Raw genomic sequence first — 16,796 nt, forward strand, 5'->3', positions numbered from 1 at the left:
TTGGCAGCGTCTCACCTGCCGGAACTTTTAGGAGAATTTCCTTGGGCAACGCTCGCAATATCGCGTTTTGGGTCGTTTTGTTCCTGCTCATCCTTGCACTGTTCAATCTGTTCAGTGGACCGGGCGGAACGCTTCAGAGCAACGAGAAAACCTATTCCGACTTTGTCGGTGCCGTCCAAAGCGGTGAAGTCAAGAATGTGACCCTGGATGGTGAGCAGATTCGCTATACCCTGCAAAGCGGTGCCAGCTATGTCACGATCAAACCCGGCGACGCCGAAGTGACCAAGCTTCTGATCGAGGAAAACATACCAGTCCAGGCCGTAAAACAGCAGCAATCAGGGTTTCAATCGTTCCTGATCACGCTGCTGCCTTTCCTGCTGCTGATTGGTGTCTGGGTCTATTTCATGAACCGGATGCAGGGCGGCGGCAAAGGTGGCGCGATGGGCTTTGGCAAGTCCAAGGCCAAGATGCTGACTGAAAAGCATGGCCGCGTGACCTTTGATGATGTTGCCGGTATCGACGAAGCCAAGGAAGAGCTGGAAGAGATTGTCGAGTTCCTGCGAAACCCGCAGAAGTTCAGCCGCCTTGGTGGCAAGATCCCCAAGGGCGCGCTGCTGGTTGGCCCTCCGGGTACCGGTAAGACGCTGCTGGCCCGTGCCATTGCGGGTGAGGCGGGCGTGCCGTTCTTCACCATCTCGGGTTCGGATTTTGTCGAAATGTTCGTTGGTGTGGGTGCGTCTCGCGTGCGCGACATGTTCGAGCAAGCGAAAAAGAATGCGCCCTGTATCGTGTTTATCGATGAGATTGACGCTGTGGGTCGTCATCGCGGCGCCGGGTATGGCGGCGGCAATGACGAGCGTGAACAAACGCTCAACCAGTTGCTGGTCGAAATGGACGGGTTTGAGGCCAACGAAGGTGTGATCATTCTGGCAGCCACCAACCGCAAGGACGTTCTGGACCCTGCGCTGCTGCGACCGGGCCGGTTCGACCGTCAGGTCACAGTCGGCAACCCGGACATCAAGGGCCGCGAGAAAATTCTGGGCGTTCACGCACGCAAGACACCGCTGGGTCCCGATGTTGATCTGCGCATCATCGCGCGCGGTACGCCGGGCTTCTCGGGTGCGGATCTGGCCAACCTCGTGAACGAGGCCGCGTTGATGGCGGCGCGCGTGGGCCGTCGCTTTGTCACCATGGAAGATTTTGAAAACGCCAAGGACAAGGTGATGATGGGGGCCGAGCGCCGCTCGATGGTGCTGACTCAGGATCAGAAGGAAAAAACAGCCTATCACGAAGCGGGTCATGCTGTTGTTGGTCTGTCTCTGCCCATGTGCGATCCGGTCTACAAGGCGACCATCATACCGCGCGGCGGCGCGCTGGGTATGGTCGTTTCGCTGCCGGAAATGGATCGCCTGAACTATCACCGGGATGAGTGCGAACAAAAGCTGGCGATGACCATGGCAGGTAAGGCGGCCGAGGTCATCAAGTATGGCGAAGATCACGTGTCGAACGGGCCTGCCGGGGACATCATGCAGGCCAGCCAATTGGCACGTGCCATGGTGATGCGCTGGGGAATGTCGGACAAGGTCGGCAATATCGACTATGCCGAGGCCCATGAGGGATACCAGGGCAATACTGCCGGGTTCTCGGTATCGGCTCATACCAAGGAACTGATTGAAGAAGAGGTAAAGCGCCTGATCCAGCAAGGCTATGAACAGGCGCACAAGATTCTGACCGATCATAACGAAAAATGGGAACGTCTGGCCCAAGGTTTGCTGGAATACGAAACGCTGACCGGTGACGAAATCAAACGCGTCATGAACGGGGAATCGCCCGGCGACAGCGATGACCGGAACGACAAGTCGGACGAGGGCAGTGCGCCCAGCGTGACAGCCATCCCCAAGACCAAGGCCAAGAAATCACCGCCTGAGGGCGGGATGGAACCTGAACCGACAGCATAACCAGCAAGAACCCGGGCTCTGACCCGGGTTTTTTCTCTTTCCATCAGAGCGTTACTGGGCATTATGCGCTGGCAGACACCAATGGGTAGGGAAGCGCGTATGCCGTTTTTGCGGGAAACCGAATTTGCAGCCGAAGTCGTTTGGCTGGGCCTTGTTCCTGCCGGCGGATCGCTTCGTGCCAAGCCCGTGGAGTTGCTGGATCTTGGGTTTGAGGGCGCGAAAGGCGAACGGCACGAAGGTCTGAACCGTGCGTCCTGTGTTCGGGTCTCGAACCTCTATCCCAAGGGCACTGAAATCCGCAATGTTCGTCAACTTTCGGTGCTGTCCTTGGAAGAGTTGCAGCAGATCGCGCAGAACATGGGGCTGGACCAGCTTGACCCGTCTTATCTGGGCGTATCCATAGTGCTGAAAGGTGTTCCGGATTTCTCGCACATTCCGCCGTCCTCGCGCCTTCAGGCGGTCAACGGGCTGACGATCACTGTGGATATGGAAAACGCACCCTGCGTATTGCCCGGTCGCGAAATCGAAGCAGTTCATCAGGGGTATGGTGCAGGGTTCAAACCCGCTGCCGTCGGGCGCCGGGGTGTCACGGGATGGATTGAACGTCCCGGGCGCATTCAACTGGGCGATCACCTCAAGCTCTTTGTTCCGGACCAGCCTGCCTGGAGCCCCGAAAATATGCAGGTTTCCGATTAGTTACCGATGAAGTGACCTGACGACGCTTCGCGACGCCAGAATGTCGGAATCCATGGCTAATCAGATTGTACACAAGGGTATGGAATGCGTAGCGCCGACGTTTGACGTCGGTTTTGCACGGTATTCAATCAAGGACCCCGGCCAATGAGCTATAAATCCGACATCGAAATTGCGCGTGAAGCGAATAAGAAGCCGATCCAGGAGATCGGCGCGAAGCTTGGAATATCCAGTGATGATCTGTTGCCGTATGGGCATGACAAGGCGAAGGTGAGCCAGGAGTTCATCAACTCGGTTCAGGGTCGTGAAGACGGCAAGCTGGTGCTGGTGACGGCGATCAACCCGACGCCTGCGGGTGAGGGCAAGACGACCACAACGGTTGGTCTGGGTGACGGTCTGAACCGGATCGGCAAGAATGCGATGATCTGTATCCGCGAGGCCTCGCTGGGTCCGAACTTCGGCATGAAGGGCGGCGCTGCGGGGGGCGGCTATGCGCAGGTTGTTCCGATGGAAGAGATGAACCTGCACTTCACCGGCGATTTCCACGCGATCACCTCGGCCCATTCGCTGCTGTCGGCGATGATCGACAACCACATCTACTGGGGCAATGAATGCGAGATCGACACTCGCCGGGTCGCATGGCGTCGTGTGGTCGACATGAACGACCGCGCCCTGCGCCAGATCACTGCCAGCCTGGGCGGCGTGTCGAACGGGTTCCCGCGCGAAACAGGTTTTGACATCACAGTGGCGTCCGAGGTTATGGCGATCCTGTGCCTGTCAAACGACCTGAAGGATCTGGAAAAGCGTCTGGGTGATATCATCGTGGCTTATCGCCGCGACAAGACGCCGGTCTATTGCCGCGACATCAAGGCCGAAGGCGCGATGACCGTTCTGCTGAAAGACGCAATGCAGCCGAACCTGGTGCAGACGCTGGAAAACAACCCGGCCTTTGTCCACGGTGGCCCGTTTGCCAACATTGCGCATGGCTGCAACTCGGTCATTGCCACAAAGACCGCGCTGAAAGTGGCTGACTATGTGGTGACCGAGGCGGGCTTTGGCGCCGATCTGGGTGCCGAGAAGTTCATGAACATCAAGTGCCGCAAGGCGGGCATTGCGCCCTCTGCCGTGGTTCTGGTTGCCACCGTGCGCGCGATGAAGATGAATGGCGGCGTCGCCAAAGCCGATCTGGGCGCGGAAAACGTCGCCGCGGTCAAGGCGGGCTGCGCCAACCTGGGCCGTCACATCGAGAACGTGAAGTCGTTCGGTGTTCCGGTTGTTGTCGCCATCAACCACTTTGTCACCGACACCGATGCCGAGGTTCAGGCGGTGAAGGATTATTGCGCCTCTCACGGGGTCGAGGCGATTCTGTCGCGCCACTGGGAACTGGGCTCGGAAGGGTCTGCTGATCTGGCCCGCAAAGTTGTGGAGATCGTCGAAGGGGGCTCTGCGAACTTCGCGCCGATCTACCCCGACGAAATGCCGCTGTTTGAGAAGATCGAAACCATCGCCAAGCGCATCTACCGCGCCGACGAGGTTCTGGCCGACAACAAGATCCGCACGCAGCTGAAAGAATGGGAAGCAGCGGGGTATGGCAACCTGCCGGTCTGCATGGCGAAAACCCAGTACAGCTTCTCGACCGACCCGACCCTGCGGGGCGCGCCCACCGGCCATTCGGTCCCGGTGCGTGAGGTCCGCCTGAGCGCGGGTGCGGGCTTTGTCGTGGTTGTCTGCGGTGAGATCATGACCATGCCGGGCCTGCCCCGCAAACCGGCCGCGGAAACCATCTGCCTCAATGACGCAGGTGAGATCGAGGGCTTGTTCTAAGTCGCTGAATAAGACATTTCATGGTCCGGAACCCCCGGGCCATGAGGAGACGATGATGCCCACTCTGACACCGCCGCAGGACTGCCATTCGATGCGGGATCTGCGGGTTCAGATCGACAGGCTTGACCACCAGCTGATCGGGATGCTGGTGAGGCGCGCAAGCTATATCGACCGCGCGTCTGAGCTGAAGCCGGGCGAGGGCCTGCCCGCCCGCATCCCGGACCGGGTCGAGGATGTGGTGCAAAAGGTGCGCGCCAGTTCGCAGGCGGCGGGGATGGACCCCGATTTGTCCGAAACGCTCTGGCGCATTCTGATTGACTGGTCGATTGCACGTGAGGAACGTGTGCTCGGCCCCGAGTAAAGACCGGGCGCGTTCTGCGCCCGTTTGGGTTTTGAAAGAAGGGACCAAAGGATGGTAGCGCAGGTTATCGACGGGAAGGCCTTTGCCGCCAAAGTGCGCGCGCAGGTGGCCGATCAGGTTGCAAAGCTGAAAGAGGAAAACGGCATCACCCCCGGCCTGGCCGTGGTTCTGGTGGGCGAGGATCCGGCCAGCCAGGTCTATGTCCGCTCGAAAGGCAAGATGACCGTCGAGGTCGGCATGAACAGCTACGAGCACAAGCTGGATGTGGAGACCTCCGAGGCGGAGCTGCTGGCGCTGATCGACAAACTGAACACTGATCCGGCGGTGCATGGCATTCTGGTACAGCTGCCGCTGCCAAAACACCTGAACGAGGATCTGGTGATCAACTCGATCGATCCGGCCAAGGATGTGGATGGGTTCCACATTTCGAATGTGGGCCTGCTGGGCACCGGTCAGAAATCGATGGTGCCCTGCACCCCGCTGGGTTGCCTGATGATGCTGCGCGATCACCACGGGTCGCTGTCGGGCATGGATGCAGTTGTCATCGGTCGCTCGAACATCGTGGGCAAGCCGATGGCGCAGCTGCTGCTGGGGGACAGCTGCACCGTGACCATCGCGCATTCGCGCACCAGGGACCTGCCGGATGTGGTGCGCCGCGCCGATATCGTCGTGGCCGCTGTCGGCCGCCCCGAGATGGTGCCCGGCGACTGGATCAAGGAAGGCGCCACCGTGATCGACGTGGGCATCAACCGCATCGAACGCGATGGCAAGACCAAGCTGGTCGGCGATGTCGACTATACCAGCGCCGCCGAACGCGCCGGCGCCATCACCCCCGTCCCTGGAGGGGTCGGCCCCATGACCATCGCCTGCCTGCTGGCCAACACCCTCACCGCCTGCTGCCGCGCAAACAAACTCCCCGAACCAGAAGGCCTGACCGCGTGATATACGCGGGGCCGGATCGGACCCTTCGGACCGGCCCCCTTTTTTGGCAGGCAAAGCTCCAGCCAAATCGCCCCCTGACCGCCCCCTGACTGCATGGGCAAAGCACCCTGAATGGGTTTGACAGCCGAACAAATCGTGATATCCCTGTAATCCCAGCTGGTTACAGGTGAAGGCACTATTGTGTTTGACACATTCGGGGTGAGCTATGCTAATTCATGCACAAAAGCGGTATGACGTCTAAAATAAGTATAATCCTGAAGGCATTTTCACCGCAGCGTGTGGTGGCGGGTTTGGTCTTTCTTCCTTTACTTGCATATGCGTTTCCACCCTTCCTTGATTCTGACCTGTCATTTGGACTGCGGCTTGTATTCTGGGCCGGAGTGATGGTCCTTGCTTTGACGGTGACTGGGCTTGCCAGAAAGCTGATGCGGAAGAACTCCGTTTTCCTGAATGTTCCGGCGAGGGATCTGGCATTTGTTTCTTTGACCTTGGCATTGTTCACGCCTTCACTTTGGATGTTGGCCTGGGTTCTTTTCACCTGTGGTGGATACATGGCGCCGGACGCCGAGAGGGTTGTGGTTTATGGCGCTTTGTTCGCGACAGGCTTGATGCTTGTACAGCGCAACGATCTGAATGCCGCGGCAATTACTGAATCTGATCTTGAAAAACCACGACTTGTCAAACGCTTGCCACCCAGATTCAACGGGCAGATCTATCGCTTGACCGTTCGGGATCACAACGTGGATGTTGTCACCTCAGAAGGCACCTTCACGCTCCGGTCGCGTTTCACAGATGCGATTGCCGAGATGGAGCCTGTCCCGGGTCATTGCTCGCACCGTTCGCATTGGGTCACCGACGCATCCATTGTAAGTGTCGAAAGGGAAGGCAGTAAAACCTTTCTGAAATTGATCAATGGTGATCTGGTTCCGGTCAGCCGGAAATACAAACCGATGCTGGAAATGGCCGGCCTGATCTGAACCTATTGCGGCATTGGCAACATGTATGGACGCGGACCTGTGAGGATCGCTATCGCCTGCGATCCCATCAGTGCCGACAGCACTTGATCAGAGCTGCGAAGCCCCCCGGTAAAAGCGCCATAGGCCGGAAGTATCATGCGATGATCATTCAGCAGAAAAGCGGGGCGTGAAATATGACGCCCCTTGACCCTGATCCGGACTTTTGGATGGTAATGGCCAGAAACTTCGCCTCGCGCGGGATCCTGCGCGATATGACGGAAAACAAGCGGGCCACGGTGCCATTCGAACAGATGGGTTCCACCCAGCTCAATAGGACCGGGATCGTGGTTCCCCTCAATCCAGATCCACTGACGTCCGGACTGTAAGGTCGCGATCCTTAGCATTTCTGATTTTGGCAGCGCCCGGGCAGCCTCAAGATCATCGAAGCTGTCGCCCAGACATACAATGGTTTTGGCGTTCGTTTGTCCCAGGTCATCTTTCAGGCGGTCCAGCGTTTCACGGCTGTCATAAGGCGGAAGTGAAGGCCCACCACGCCGCGCGACGCGCTCGGATTTACCCAGATGCAAGTCCGACACGCACAGCAAGCTTTCGTCTGGCCACCAAAGCGCACCGGACGGCAAAGCACACAGGCGCTGACCCGCAAAGGGAAACTCAAGTTCGTTCATGATACGTTCTTGGCCTGTTTCAGGGCCCGGCGCAAGCAGATCAAAGCTGTTCCAACCCCGCCGCTTGCAGCAGCCGCGCGCTTTCTTCCGCCAGAAGCCTTTCTTCGGCACTGCCTTTCACCGGCACTTTGCCAACCTCCAGAAACAGTGGCGCTGACAGGGGTGAAACACGCTCCAGCCGCACCAGATCAATCCTGTCGCCAATTCGGGCCAGCATTGTTTCGATCCGACCGAAATCGACAAGCCCACGCATGGCTTCTTCGCGGGTGATCTGCATCAATAGGTGATCGGGATCGTATTTCAGCAAGGTGTCATACAGGATATCGGACGAAAACGTAGCCTGCCGCCCGCTTTTGCGCTGCCCTGCCATGTTGCGTTCGATCAGACCGGCAATGGTGGCCGAAGCACGAAACGTGCGCTTCATAACGGCGTTACCTGCCAGCCAGGTGTCAAGCCCGTCGCGCAGTGCATCGGGTTGAAGCAACGGGCGGGGATCGGTAACCGCGTCCAGACCCCAGATCAGTGTGGCATAGTCCGTGGCGACAAAACCCAGCGGGGCCAGTCCGGTCTCCTCCATCCGTTTTGTCAGCAACAGGCCCAAAGTCTGTTGTGCATTTCGTCCGGCAAAGCCGTAAACGCAAAGATGTTCACGCCCGTCGCTGGGAAAGCTCTCGATGAGCAGCCGGTCACGCTGGGGCAGGCGGGACATCTGGCGCTGCAAATCCAACCATTCAGCCGTATGAGGGGGAAGCTGTGGCCAGCCCTGTTGGGCAAACATGTTCAGGATGCGGTCGCTGAGCTGCGTGGAGGTTGCGAATTTCGTGCCCGAAAAGGTCGCAATCTTTGGCTTTCGGTCTGCGCGCCGTGTGACTTCGACCACCATCTCGCGCAGTCCCTCATACCGCACGATTTGCCCACCGATCAGGAAGGTGTCGCCGGGCGTCAGCGAGGCAGCGAATGCTTCTTCTACTTCTCCCAGTGGCTTGCCGCCCCGGTTGCGTTTCAGACGAACCTTGAGCGTATCCGTGTCCTGAATCGTGCCCAGATTCATACGAATTCGCGATGCGGCGCGCGGGTCGCGCAGTTGCCATTGCCCGTCGGCGCCGTGTTGCAGCCTTTGCCAGCGATCATAGGCTTGCAGAGCATAGCCGCCGGTAGCACAGAAATTCAGGCAGGCGTCAAACTCGGCCCGCGTCAATTGAGCGTAAGGCCCGGCGGATGTCATCTCGGCATAAAGATCATCGGCGTTGACCGGTCCGGCGCAAGCGGCAATCAGGATATGCTGGCACAAAACATCGCGCGGGCCACGGCCGCGGGGTTCCCCATCCAGCTCATGGGCTTTGGCGGCCTCTAGCGCGGCGACGCATTCGACCACTTCGAAGCGATTGGCAGGTACCAAAAGGGCTTTGGAAGGTACGTTATAGCGGTGGTTGGCCCGTCCTATCCTTTGCACCAGCCGTTTGACATTCTTGGGCGCGCCGATCTGGATCACCAGATCGACATCCCCCCAGTCGATGCCCAGATCCAGCGAACCGGTGCAGACGATGGCGCGCAAGTCACCTCGGACCATCGCCGCCTCGACCCGCTCGCGCTGCTGCCGGTCCAGACTGCCGTGATGGATGCCGATGGGCAGACCGTCATCATTGGCCAGCCACAGGTTGTGAAAGAATATCTCGGCCTGTGCGCGCGTATTGTGAAAGATCAATGTGGTCTTGTGCTGCTTGATCTGCTCCAGCACGGCTGGAATAGCATAAGCCGCGCCACCGCCAGACCAGGGCGGCATTTGCGACGTTTCCAGCATTCGGATATCCGGGTCCGGGCCGGGGTCGGCCTGTACAATCTGGCAGGGGTCAGGGTGGCAAGCCAGAAAGCGGGCAATCGCAACAGGATCTTCCACCGTCGCCGACAACCCGACGCGGCGCAGATCGGGATTGAGGCGTTGCAGACGTGCCAGCGCCAGCATCAGCTGATCCCCGCGCTTGCTTTCAGCCAGTGCGTGGATTTCATCGACGATGATCCGCTGCACACCTTCAAACATACGCGGGGCATCCTCGTACGAGGTCAGCAACGCCAGACTTTCCGGCGTGGTCAACAGGATATGCGGTGGATCAGCCCTTTGGCGTTTCTTCTGCGTGGCTGAGGTGTCACCGGTTCGATCCTCGATCCTGACAGGCAGGCCGATCTCATCCACCGGGGTGCGCAGATTGCGTTTGATGTCGGCGGCCAGCGCCTTGAGCGGCGAGACATAGATCGTGTGCAATCCATTGTGGCCAGCATACGCAAGTTCAGCCAGCGACGGCAGAAACCCGGCCATGGTTTTGCCGCCACCGGTGGGCGCAATCAGCAGTGTCGCCGGGCTGAATGCGCGGTTGAACATCTCTTGCTGATGCGGGTGGATGGACCAGCCTTTGGTGGAAAACCACGCGGCAATCCGTGCGGGAATCTGCGTCATGAACGCAGACTACCCGCCCCAGAGTGGTAATGGCACGGCGTTATTTGACGATTTTCTCGTCTTTGACGAACATGTTGGCCCAGGCCCGGTCAATCAGTTCGGGGCTCATCTGATAGGGGATGCCTTCGAACTCGCAGATCGAGATCATCTGGTCGATAAGAAAGATCGGTTGATAGTTGGCGTAGATGTTGTTGATGGTCGGGTATTTGACCTTCAGCAGGTGCACCAGCGCCGCCTCATCCAGCGGCATCCCGCGTTTGCGCGCAACCATGGCGAAAATCTTCAGGAAGTTTTCCTGATTCGGGCCGTCGATCTTGATCTTGAAGAAGATCCGGCGCAGGGCCGCCTGGTCAAATATCTCGTTCGGGTGGAAGTTGGTCGAGAAGATGACCAGCGTATCAAACGGAACTTCGAATTTCTCACCCGATTGCAGGCCCAGGATATCCTTGTTCTCTTCCAGTGGAACAATCCAGCGGTTGACCAGCGCCTGCGGTGGTTCGGCCTGACGGCCAAGGTCGTCCACGATAAAGATGCCGCCCGTGGATTTCAGCTGCAGCGGTGCCTGATAGGTTCGCGCGGTAGGGTTATAAACCAGGTCCAGCATACTAAGCGACAGTTCACCGCCGGTGACAACGGTCGGGCGTTCACACTGTACATAGCGTGAGTCGAACCGTTTGCGGCGGCGCAGGCTGTTCGGGTCGTCGGCTTCCTGCTCGATCGCGGTGTGCACGATCGGGTCGTAGACCGTGATCACCTGCCCCGCATATTCGATGGCGTAGGGCACATAGACATTGTCCCCCAGCGCATCGCGAATGCCGTTCGAGATGGACGATTTACCGTTGCCCGGCGGACCATACATCAGGATCGACCGGCCTGCGCTGACTGCCGGGCCTAGATGATCCAGCAGGCTGTCGGGCAGAACCAGATGGCCCATGGCGTTGGTCAACTGGTCGCGCGTGACCTGAATGTTGCGGATCGATTGACGTTTGACTTGCTCGCGATAGACATCCAGCGGAACGGGCATCGCACCGAAATACTCGGACTGGCTGAGGGCATCCAGAGCGCGGGCCTTGCCGGCATCAGTCAGCTGATATCCCATCTCGTTGCCGCTGTTGGCGTTCAGCGTCCCCATTGCCTCAAGCAGCTTCTGCTCGCGTGCGATGTCGATCAGTTCCTGGGTCACAGCGCCAGGCAGACATATGGCCGCAGAAACTTCTGACACGGTGCTGGTGTTCTTGCGGAATATGGTCTTAAGCAAGATATCCCGCATCATCACCAGCGGAAGCTTCATTTCGCTTAACCCCTTCGGGGTAGGGGGGGCCATAACAGAGGAAGTCTGCATATTCATGCGCGGTGCTCGTTCGTCAAATTGTAACGCCAACTGCCCGAATAAGGGCGACTTGAAGGAAAAATGACCCAGCTTTGTGGCGGGACAAAGGCAGCGGCAAGGCGCGCTGATGATAGTTTACGAACCGAGAACAGTACCCAGAATCAGATACATGGCCAGCGAGCCACCCAGTGCGAACCCCATGGGGAACTGTTTGCCCCGATCCCAGCTTTCCCAATGTGGCGCAATGGTGCGCAACCTTGTGATTTTAGCCAAACGATGCGTGACCACGGCGGCCAGAATACAGGCGGTCAGAATAAGCAGCACCAGCTTTAGATCGCCAAGCCAGACAAATGGCGCGGACGCGGCAAGAAACTTAGCGTCGCCCGCGCCCATTGCCCCTGACGCGTTCAGAAGAATGCCGAAAATCAACACCACGGGGATATGCAGAAGGTGCCAGAAATAGATCGGCATCGACACATTGATCAGCAACAGATGACCGCTGACCGCGCCGGTGGACCAGGGCGGGATGGCAATCAGCCCGACCACGACAAAAATCAACGCCAGCGCAACAACTGCATGGTTTTTGATCCGCATCTCACGCATATCCGTGAAGGCCACGTAAAAGCAGATCGGCAGCACGAAGGGCAGGAACCATGCCGCCGCCGCAGCGGGGATTTGCATGTGTCAGGCCTCTTCAAGCGCACGAAGCGAGCGGACCGCTTCATCGAAATGCTGCGGATGGGTGGCAATGGCCTCGCGGAACAGGTTTTTCGCGGTTTCTACATCGCCCTGCTTGACCGCGGAAATACCCATCGTATTCAGCAGTAGCGCCCGTTCAACCTGGGTCATCGGCACCACTGGAAGGCTATAGTTGCCCTGCGCTGACCGGGCCAGCACCAGATTATTCTTGGCAGTGAACAAAGAGCTGTCCTGGCGGACTGCGTCGGTGAACAGGCGTTCGGCCTCGGCATACTGGCCACGGGTCAGTTTCGAATACCCCCAATTGTTCATTACGCTGCCCGGGCGGGTGGTCAGCCCAACGGCCGTTTCATAGAAATGATCAGCCCGCTTCCACTCTTTCCGGGAATCCGCGACCACCGCCTCAAGGCGATAGCGTTTAAAGGTTTCGAACGTTGGGGGAACCGTATCCAGAACGGTTTTGGCCTGAGACCAGTCGCCATTTCGCACCAGCGCATCGGCGTACTCGACCTTGTCTGCGGCGTTCGTACCCTTCATTGTCGTCACGCGCTTCCACGCTGCTGCCGCTTCGGTGGTGCGTTTTGCGCGTCCCAGGGATATTGCCAACCCGCGCTGAAGATCGATGCGATCAGGGTTCTTGAGTGTGGCACCGTGAAAATAGGTCACTGCCTCATTCGGGTCGGCGGCACTCAACAACACATCGTTCAGGTTGGTTTCGTCAATAACGTTCACTTCCTGAAACGTCCGTTCCACTTTTTCCTCTTCGGATTCCTTTGCACAGGCCGAAAGGATCAGACTGCTGAAAACAACAGCCGGAATCAAGAATTGCTGGCGCATTTTTTGCGTCCTTTACTGCTCTTGCCTCGATTACTGGATTTTGCGTAGCGCGAATTGCCCGTCGCCAAGCTGCTCCAGTGTATATTCTTGTTGTTCTTGCGGGATATTATTAACAGGATTTTCCATTTTTGCGAGTGCTAAGCGCAGATTGTCGCGGATTGCGTCACTTTCGCCATTGTCCAGCGCGTAAGCCCGTTGAAAGACCTGCGCCGCTTCGGGGTACTCCTGTTTCTCCATCAGCAGAACGCCCAGATTATTCCATGCAACAGGCCAATCCGGATCGCCTTCCACGGCACGGCGCAGCAATTTCTCGGCCTGCCCTAAACGCCGCAACCCAAGATTGGCCGTACCCAGAGAGGTCAAGACCTGTGTCGTCATACCCTGGTCCAGCGCGGCGCGGGTAAAAGTATCAAGCGCCAGTTCGTATTCACCGGCAGCCATCAGCCGGTTTCCGACCTCGATATTGTCTTCTGCTTGTCCCCTGGGATCAACTCCCGGCGCATCCAGGCCGTTCGGCGACAGGCCTTCTGTGCAAGAAGCCACCATGGTGCAAACCACGGTGGCCTTAAGTATTCGGCGAAACCCGGACGGGAAGCACCAGAATTCAGCTTTCATAGGGTTTTATCATCCTGCGCGCCCGAAAGTTGAAATGACATTCGCCGACGGGCCGACCAGAATGATCAGCAGTGGCGGAACTGTCAGCATCATTGTGACAAGAGTCATCTTCGTAGGCAACTTGTTCGCAGCCTCCTCGGCGCGCATCACGCGTTTGTCACGCATCTCAGAGGCGTAAACCCGCAATGCTTCGGCAATGGATGTACCGAAAGTTGCCGACTGGATCATCACGGTGACGAATGAGTTTACGTCCTGTACGCCGCAGCGCACTCCGAAGTCGCGCAATACAGTGTCTTTGTCCTTACCGGCTTTCATCTCGTGTGCGACGGTTTCGAATTCCTGAGCGATATCGGGGTAGGAGGATTTCATTTCACCGGACACACGAACGATGGCCTGGTCCAGTGACTGTCCGGCCTCAACGCAGACCAGCATCAGGTCAAGCGTATCGGGAAAGCCTGCTGTAATTGCCTCTTTGCGTGCTTCGACCCGGCGTGTGATCCAGTATTTCGGGGCGAAATAACCAATTGCGGCTGGCACGAACACCCGGATCATCATTTGCTGACCGGTGAATTCCTGACCGTTTGAAAGGACCGTAATCAGCAGAACACCGACAACGATACCAATGATACCTAGCGAAAACTGCGCAAAGTGAAAGAACCGGACCGCATCTTTTGACCGATATCCCGCCTGACGCAGCTTCAGCTCAACCGCCGAATACTCTTCTTCGTTTTTCGGCTCCAGAAAAGTCGCGAATTTCTCAAGCTGTTCATTTCGACTGGAGTTTCGCAGTTGCTCTTTCTTGTTTTTTTTCGTTGCCCGCGGGGCCGCATTCGACCGCTGAAGTTTTTTCAGAGGATCTTCCGGCTGGCTCATGATCAGTGAGACAGCGACAAGAACCATGATCAGGCCAAGTACACCCACCACGATAAGGGGGCCGAACTCACCCAGGTGTTGAGTCAGCAGATCATTGATGTTGGTCAGAAATTCCATTGTGCTGCCCTCAGACCTTGATGTTGGTGATGATCTTCATGACGATCAGGTTCAGTGTCAGCAAAATGCCGACAACGAAACACGCAGGGATGAACCAGGGGTGGTCCAACACTTCGTCATAATACCCTGGGTCCTTGACCAGGATGAAAATCAGACACGCAATTGGGAAGCCAGACAGGAACTTGCCTGACCATTGTGCTTCGGCCGTGATTGCCTTGACACGCCGGAACAGGCGGAACCGCGCACGGATCACCTGTGCCAATCCAGCCAGAATTTCGGCCAGGTTACCACCGGACTGCTGCTGAATACCCACAGCAACCGCGAGGAACCGCAAATCCTGCATATCCAGACGTTCAGCCATATCCTTCAGCGCCTCGCCCACATCGCGACCATAGGCGCATTCATCCGCGATAACACCAAACTCGGTTCCCAGCGGATCCTGAACTTCGTTCGAAACAACCTGAATTGTCGAAACGAAAGGATTACCCACACGCAGCGAACGCACCATCAGCTCAACCGCGTCAGGCAGCTGCTCTTCGATCATTCCCATACGTTTCTTGGCCTTGTGGTTCACCCACGCGTAAACGCCGCCAATACCGATGGCGATTGAAATCGCGGCGCGCAGCGCTGTGTCTGTCGCGGTACCGATGCTCAGACCCACAAACGCCATGGCCGAGACCAGCGCCATGATCATGATCAGTTGACGGGGAGAAAACGCAATGGCGGCTTTTTGAGCCTTGTCAGCAAGCAGCGAATACAGAGGGATGCTCTGTGATTTCATGTGCTGCTGCATTTCCTTGCGCAGCTGCTCCAGAACCTGTTCGCGCCCGGCACCCTTTTCCAGCATGTCCAGACGCCGGTTGACCCGGCTGTTCAGACTGATGGATTTGCCGAACGCAACCAGATAGATGCCCTCGACCAGGGCAAGAACCCCCACAAAGATGGCGACATAGATGATCGCCTCCATAGGCAATTGCATACCCGGTTCTCCTACATTGTGGTTGGGTCGTAGATGGATGCGGGCAGATCAAAACCCCACAGACGGAAGCGTTCCGAATAGTGGCTGCGCACCCCAGTTGCCGTAAAGTGACCGATGATCTTGTTGTCAGGTGTCAGGCCAACACGTTGAAAACGAAAGATTTCCTGCATCGAAATCACGTCACCTTCCATACCGGTAATCTCGGTGATCGAGGTCATCCGGCGCGAACCATCCTGCAATCGGCTGGCCTGAACGATTAGGTTCACAGCGCTTGCGATCTGGCTGCGGACGGCCTTAATGGGCATTTCGATGCCGGCCATCGCGATCATGTTTTCCAAACGTGAAATCCCGTCACGGGCCGAGTTCGCGTGGATCGTGGTCATCGAACCGTCGTGGCCAGTGTTCATGGCCTGCAACATGTCGATCACCTCGGCGCCGCGTGTCTCGCCGACGATGATGCGGTCAGGTCGCATACGCAGGGCGTTTTTCAGACAGTCGCGCGGGCTGACCTCACCTTTGCCTTCCACGTTAGGCGGTCGGCTTTCCATCCGGCCCACATGGGTTTGTTGCAGCTGAAGTTCCGCCGTATCCTCGATGGTCAGGATGCGTTCGGCATCGTCGATAAAGCTGGACAGAGCGTTGAGTGTGGTCGTTTTACCGGAACCGGTACCGCCCGACACGATGATATTAAGACGGGTTGATACGGCAGCCTGCAAATAGGCAGCCATTTCCTCGGTGAACGCACCGAAACTGACTAGATCATCAATACCCAGCTTGTCTTTTTTGAACTTACGAATCGAAACCAGAGACCCATCTACCGCGATAGGGGGCACCATGGCGTTGAATCGCGATCCATCGGCCAGTCGGGCGTCAACATAAGGGTTGGATTCATCAACACGACGGCCCACCGCAGACACGATCTTGTCGATGATCCGCATCAGGTGCTTTTCATCCTTGAACGTGATGTCGCTGATTTCCAGCTTACCGGCACGTTCCACGAATATCTGATGCGGTCCGTTGACCAGAATATCGTTGACCGTATCGTCCTGCAGCAGCGTCTCAAGCGGACCAAGACCCGTTACTTCGTCGTACAGTTCTTTGTTCAACTGCGATCGGTCATCGCGATTCAGAACGATGTTCCTGGTTTCCAGAACTTCGCTGGCGATTGCGCTGATTTCGGCTCGTAGCTCCGCTTCGGCTGCGGTCTCCAGAGCCGCTAGGTTCAGGTTCTCCAGCAACTCGCGATGCAGTTCGATCTTGATCTCACTCAGCCGTTCCTTGCGTTTTCGATCACGATCGGCCCCGGCAACCTCAGCCGTTTTTTTCTGAGGTTTACGTACGACGGCCGTTGCTGCGGGGCTGGGGGCAGCTTGTGCGGCGGGTGCCGCCGTTTCGACCGGCTGCGCTGCCGCTTTGACGGGCTGCGCTGCTGGCTGTTTTTTATATCTTGAGAACACGGCGATCCCCCCTTGGG

At 57.6% G+C, this 16,796-nt stretch carries 15 protein-coding genes; 6 read left to right on the forward strand and 9 right to left on the reverse strand.

The window, feature by feature from the left end; translation table 11 throughout:
• The first annotated feature begins 41 nt into the window (after positions 1 to 41).
• The 6 genes from ftsH to ACR0NZ_RS10765 all read left to right on the forward strand — a co-directional run bounded on the left by ftsH (position 42) and on the right by ACR0NZ_RS10765 (position 6,755).
• Positions 42 to 1,958, forward strand: coding sequence for an ATP-dependent zinc metalloprotease FtsH (ftsH, locus tag ACR0NZ_RS10740; RefSeq protein ID WP_480518822.1), 1,917 nt, complete (start codon positions 42 to 44; stop codon positions 1,956 to 1,958).
• 99 nt (positions 1,959 to 2,057) lie between these two features.
• Positions 2,058 to 2,654 carry an MOSC domain-containing protein gene (locus tag ACR0NZ_RS10745; protein WP_480518999.1) on the forward strand — a complete coding sequence of 199 codons (597 nt, stop codon included), beginning with the start codon at positions 2,058 to 2,060 and terminating at the stop codon, positions 2,652 to 2,654.
• A gap of 144 nt (positions 2,655 to 2,798) precedes the next feature.
• A complete protein-coding gene (locus tag ACR0NZ_RS10750) occupies positions 2,799 to 4,475 on the forward strand; it encodes a formate--tetrahydrofolate ligase (RefSeq protein WP_480518824.1) in 1,677 nt (558 codons plus the stop codon).
• Positions 4,476 to 4,530: 55 nt separating this feature from the next.
• Entirely contained in the window at positions 4,531 to 4,836 is a 306-nt protein-coding gene (locus ACR0NZ_RS10755) for a chorismate mutase (RefSeq protein ID WP_480496684.1), read from the forward strand.
• Positions 4,837 to 4,887: 51 nt separating this feature from the next.
• Entirely contained in the window at positions 4,888 to 5,778 is an 891-nt protein-coding gene (gene folD / locus ACR0NZ_RS10760; RefSeq protein WP_480518826.1) for a bifunctional methylenetetrahydrofolate dehydrogenase/methenyltetrahydrofolate cyclohydrolase FolD, read from the forward strand.
• A gap of 425 nt (positions 5,779 to 6,203) precedes the next feature.
• Positions 6,204 to 6,755, forward strand: coding sequence for a LytTR family DNA-binding domain-containing protein (locus tag ACR0NZ_RS10765; RefSeq protein WP_480518828.1), 552 nt, complete (start codon positions 6,204 to 6,206; stop codon positions 6,753 to 6,755).
• A gap of 2 nt (positions 6,756 to 6,757) precedes the next feature.
• Here the strand turns inward: ACR0NZ_RS10765 and pdeM are convergent, their stop codons facing one another.
• The 9 genes from pdeM to ACR0NZ_RS10810 form a co-directional block, all read right to left on the reverse strand.
• Positions 6,758 to 7,420 carry a ligase-associated DNA damage response endonuclease PdeM gene (pdeM, locus tag ACR0NZ_RS10770; RefSeq protein WP_480518830.1) on the reverse strand — a complete coding sequence of 221 codons (663 nt, stop codon included), beginning with the start codon at positions 7,418 to 7,420 and terminating at the stop codon, positions 6,758 to 6,760.
• Between the two features lie 40 nt (positions 7,421 to 7,460).
• Complete coding sequence (locus ACR0NZ_RS10775; protein WP_480518833.1) at positions 7,461 to 9,872, reverse strand: ligase-associated DNA damage response DEXH box helicase; 2,412 nt, start codon at positions 9,870 to 9,872, stop codon at positions 7,461 to 7,463.
• 40 nt (positions 9,873 to 9,912) lie between these two features.
• Entirely contained in the window at positions 9,913 to 11,220 is a 1,308-nt protein-coding gene (locus ACR0NZ_RS10780) for an ATPase (protein WP_480473719.1), read from the reverse strand.
• Between the two features lie 117 nt (positions 11,221 to 11,337).
• A complete protein-coding gene (locus ACR0NZ_RS10785; RefSeq protein WP_480518835.1) occupies positions 11,338 to 11,883 on the reverse strand; it encodes a prepilin peptidase in 546 nt (181 codons plus the stop codon).
• A gap of 3 nt (positions 11,884 to 11,886) precedes the next feature.
• Positions 11,887 to 12,738, reverse strand: a complete 852-nt coding sequence (locus ACR0NZ_RS10790; protein WP_480518837.1) for a tetratricopeptide repeat protein — start codon at positions 12,736 to 12,738, stop codon at positions 11,887 to 11,889.
• A 30-nt stretch (positions 12,739 to 12,768) separates the two neighbouring features.
• A complete protein-coding gene (locus tag ACR0NZ_RS10795) occupies positions 12,769 to 13,353 on the reverse strand; it encodes a tetratricopeptide repeat protein (RefSeq protein ID WP_480473716.1) in 585 nt (194 codons plus the stop codon).
• A 9-nt stretch (positions 13,354 to 13,362) separates the two neighbouring features.
• Positions 13,363 to 14,343, reverse strand: a complete 981-nt coding sequence (locus tag ACR0NZ_RS10800) for a type II secretion system F family protein (protein WP_480518839.1) — start codon at positions 14,341 to 14,343, stop codon at positions 13,363 to 13,365.
• A gap of 10 nt (positions 14,344 to 14,353) precedes the next feature.
• Complete coding sequence (locus ACR0NZ_RS10805) at positions 14,354 to 15,322, reverse strand: type II secretion system F family protein (RefSeq protein WP_480518841.1); 969 nt, start codon at positions 15,320 to 15,322, stop codon at positions 14,354 to 14,356.
• Between the two features lie 11 nt (positions 15,323 to 15,333).
• Positions 15,334 to 16,779, reverse strand: coding sequence for a TadA family conjugal transfer-associated ATPase (locus ACR0NZ_RS10810; protein ID WP_480473713.1), 1,446 nt, complete (start codon positions 16,777 to 16,779; stop codon positions 15,334 to 15,336).
• Positions 16,780 to 16,796: the final 17 nt, after the last annotated feature.

The organism is Ruegeria sp. AE3 (genome assembly GCF_056542225.1).

Bases quoted from the DNA above. Each gene is read 5' to 3' on its own strand.
- ACR0NZ_RS10745 (WP_480518999.1), top strand. From the start codon at position 2,058: ATGCCGTTTTTGCGGGAAACCGAATTTGCAGCCGAAGTCGTTTGGCTG.
- ACR0NZ_RS10750 (WP_480518824.1), top strand. From the start codon at position 2,799: ATGAGCTATAAATCCGACATCGAAATTGCGCGTGAAGCGAATAAGAAG.
- ACR0NZ_RS10755 (WP_480496684.1), top strand. From the start codon at position 4,531: ATGCCCACTCTGACACCGCCGCAGGACTGCCATTCGATGCGGGATCTG.
- folD (WP_480518826.1), top strand. From the start codon at position 4,888: ATGGTAGCGCAGGTTATCGACGGGAAGGCCTTTGCCGCCAAAGTGCGC.
- ACR0NZ_RS10765 (WP_480518828.1), top strand. From the start codon at position 6,204: ATGCGGAAGAACTCCGTTTTCCTGAATGTTCCGGCGAGGGATCTGGCA.
- pdeM (WP_480518830.1), bottom strand. From the start codon at position 7,420: ATGAACGAACTTGAGTTTCCCTTTGCGGGTCAGCGCCTGTGTGCTTTG.
- ACR0NZ_RS10775 (WP_480518833.1), bottom strand. From the start codon at position 9,872: ATGACGCAGATTCCCGCACGGATTGCCGCGTGGTTTTCCACCAAAGGC.
- ACR0NZ_RS10780 (WP_480473719.1), bottom strand. From the start codon at position 11,220: ATGAATATGCAGACTTCCTCTGTTATGGCCCCCCCTACCCCGAAGGGG.
- ACR0NZ_RS10785 (WP_480518835.1), bottom strand. From the start codon at position 11,883: ATGCAAATCCCCGCTGCGGCGGCGGCATGGTTCCTGCCCTTCGTGCTG.
- ACR0NZ_RS10790 (WP_480518837.1), bottom strand. From the start codon at position 12,738: ATGCGCCAGCAATTCTTGATTCCGGCTGTTGTTTTCAGCAGTCTGATC.
- ACR0NZ_RS10795 (WP_480473716.1), bottom strand. From the start codon at position 13,353: ATGAAAGCTGAATTCTGGTGCTTCCCGTCCGGGTTTCGCCGAATACTT.
- ACR0NZ_RS10800 (WP_480518839.1), bottom strand. From the start codon at position 14,343: ATGGAATTTCTGACCAACATCAATGATCTGCTGACTCAACACCTGGGT.
- ACR0NZ_RS10805 (WP_480518841.1), bottom strand. From the start codon at position 15,322: ATGCAATTGCCTATGGAGGCGATCATCTATGTCGCCATCTTTGTGGGG.